Origin of the sequence: Actinospica durhamensis (genome assembly GCF_018139695.1) — a bacterium.
GTDB classification, from domain to species: domain Bacteria; phylum Actinomycetota; class Actinomycetes; order Streptomycetales; family Catenulisporaceae; genus Actinospica; species Actinospica durhamensis.
Window position 1 is genome coordinate 1 of sequence record NZ_JAGSOG010000584.1, and the last position, 1,327, is coordinate 1,327.

1 tRNA gene is annotated in these 1,327 nt (G+C 64.6%); it reads right to left on the minus strand.

Annotated elements, in window-relative coordinates:
* Positions 1–1,174: 1,174 nt before the first annotated feature.
* Positions 1,175–1,246 (minus strand) — tRNA-Val (locus KDL01_RS41170).
* Positions 1,247–1,327 lie beyond the last annotated feature (81 nt).

Genomic DNA, 1,327 nt, shown 5'->3' on the forward strand with positions numbered 1-1,327 from the left:
TAACGGATCAAGGCGGGAACTCGCACGGTCACCACGCGGCTACAGACGGCCGCCTACCTAGACTTCTCATGTCCGCGGATCGGGACTCACATGTCCGCCCACCACGACTCTTCCACGTCCGCCGTCATTTGCGCACGGATCTGAGTGCTAGCCGGGTGGCTTTGGCCGCAATAATATGCGAGCGTGACCGCTTCCTGTTCGGGGAAGCGGTCACGGCTCTGCGCTCGCGCGGTGGCGGCCCTGAGGTCGTGGCCGGCGGAGTATTTCGGTGCCCGGGCCTGCTTGCCGATGTCAAAGCGCAGTCGCGTTGATCGCTGAACTCGGGCTCGGCTGTTTTGCCACATCTGCGTTCGTACTCGACGTCTGCTGTATGCCGGGAACCCTTTGGGCAAAGCAATGCCGTACTCGATGGGCAGGTGTGTACCCGTCGGTGGAGTAGTTCCCGCACGTGTGCGTCCAGCCGGAGGCGCGGTTTGGATGTCTGCTGTCCCGGTTTCGCCCGGATCCCGTGGCCGTGGCCGCGATCGCGTGGCTGGGTCTGCGCTTCGGTGCGATGGTGGGGGAGGGCTGGGTCGCTCTCCAGGCGGCCCGGATCGCTGCCGTTGGGTCCGGTGCGGAGCCGTTGCGGCCCGTTGGCGGCAGTTCGGTGCAGACGTGAGCAGTTGGCTCCCTGTGGGCCGCGTCGGGCCCTCTGGCGGCGGTGCGGGCGCGTGGGGTCAACGGGAGCGAACGGGAGTGAACTGCGCTGTTTCCGGTGAACTCTTCGAACGGGCCTGAGACGGCTTTCGGACCGTCAGGTTTCTCGCCATCTGCCGCTTTACCAGCGGGGCGGCCGGTGCCGAAACTCGTTTCGGGTGGCCGGGGATGGCTCGGAAGATGACAGGTCGCCAGAACTCATTCGAAAAGGCGACGGGCCGAAGAGCCGACGGAGCCGTTTCGGGATCGCGAACCTGGCCGCGCCATCGCATCTCATTCAAACTCGGTCCACGGATCGGGTGCGGTTGACCGCAGTTGAGCGTGGATGAGTTCCGTTGCGCGCAGATCGGGACAAAGTTCCGCCCTTTTCGGCTCTGCTCCCACCGTGCTCCCTGCTCCCACGACCATGGGAGCAGATGCAAGTAAAGCCCATGATTACCTTTCGGTAGCACATGAGCCTGACCTGCGTACTTCGCGGTGGGCGATACTGGGATCGAACCAGTGACCTCTTCGGTGTGAACGAAGCGCTCTCCCGCTGAGCTAATCGCCCGCGACGTGGAAAACAGTAGCAGGTGCGGGGCCGGGGGATCCAATCGATACCGGGTGGGCGCGTCGAGGGTGCCCTGTCTCT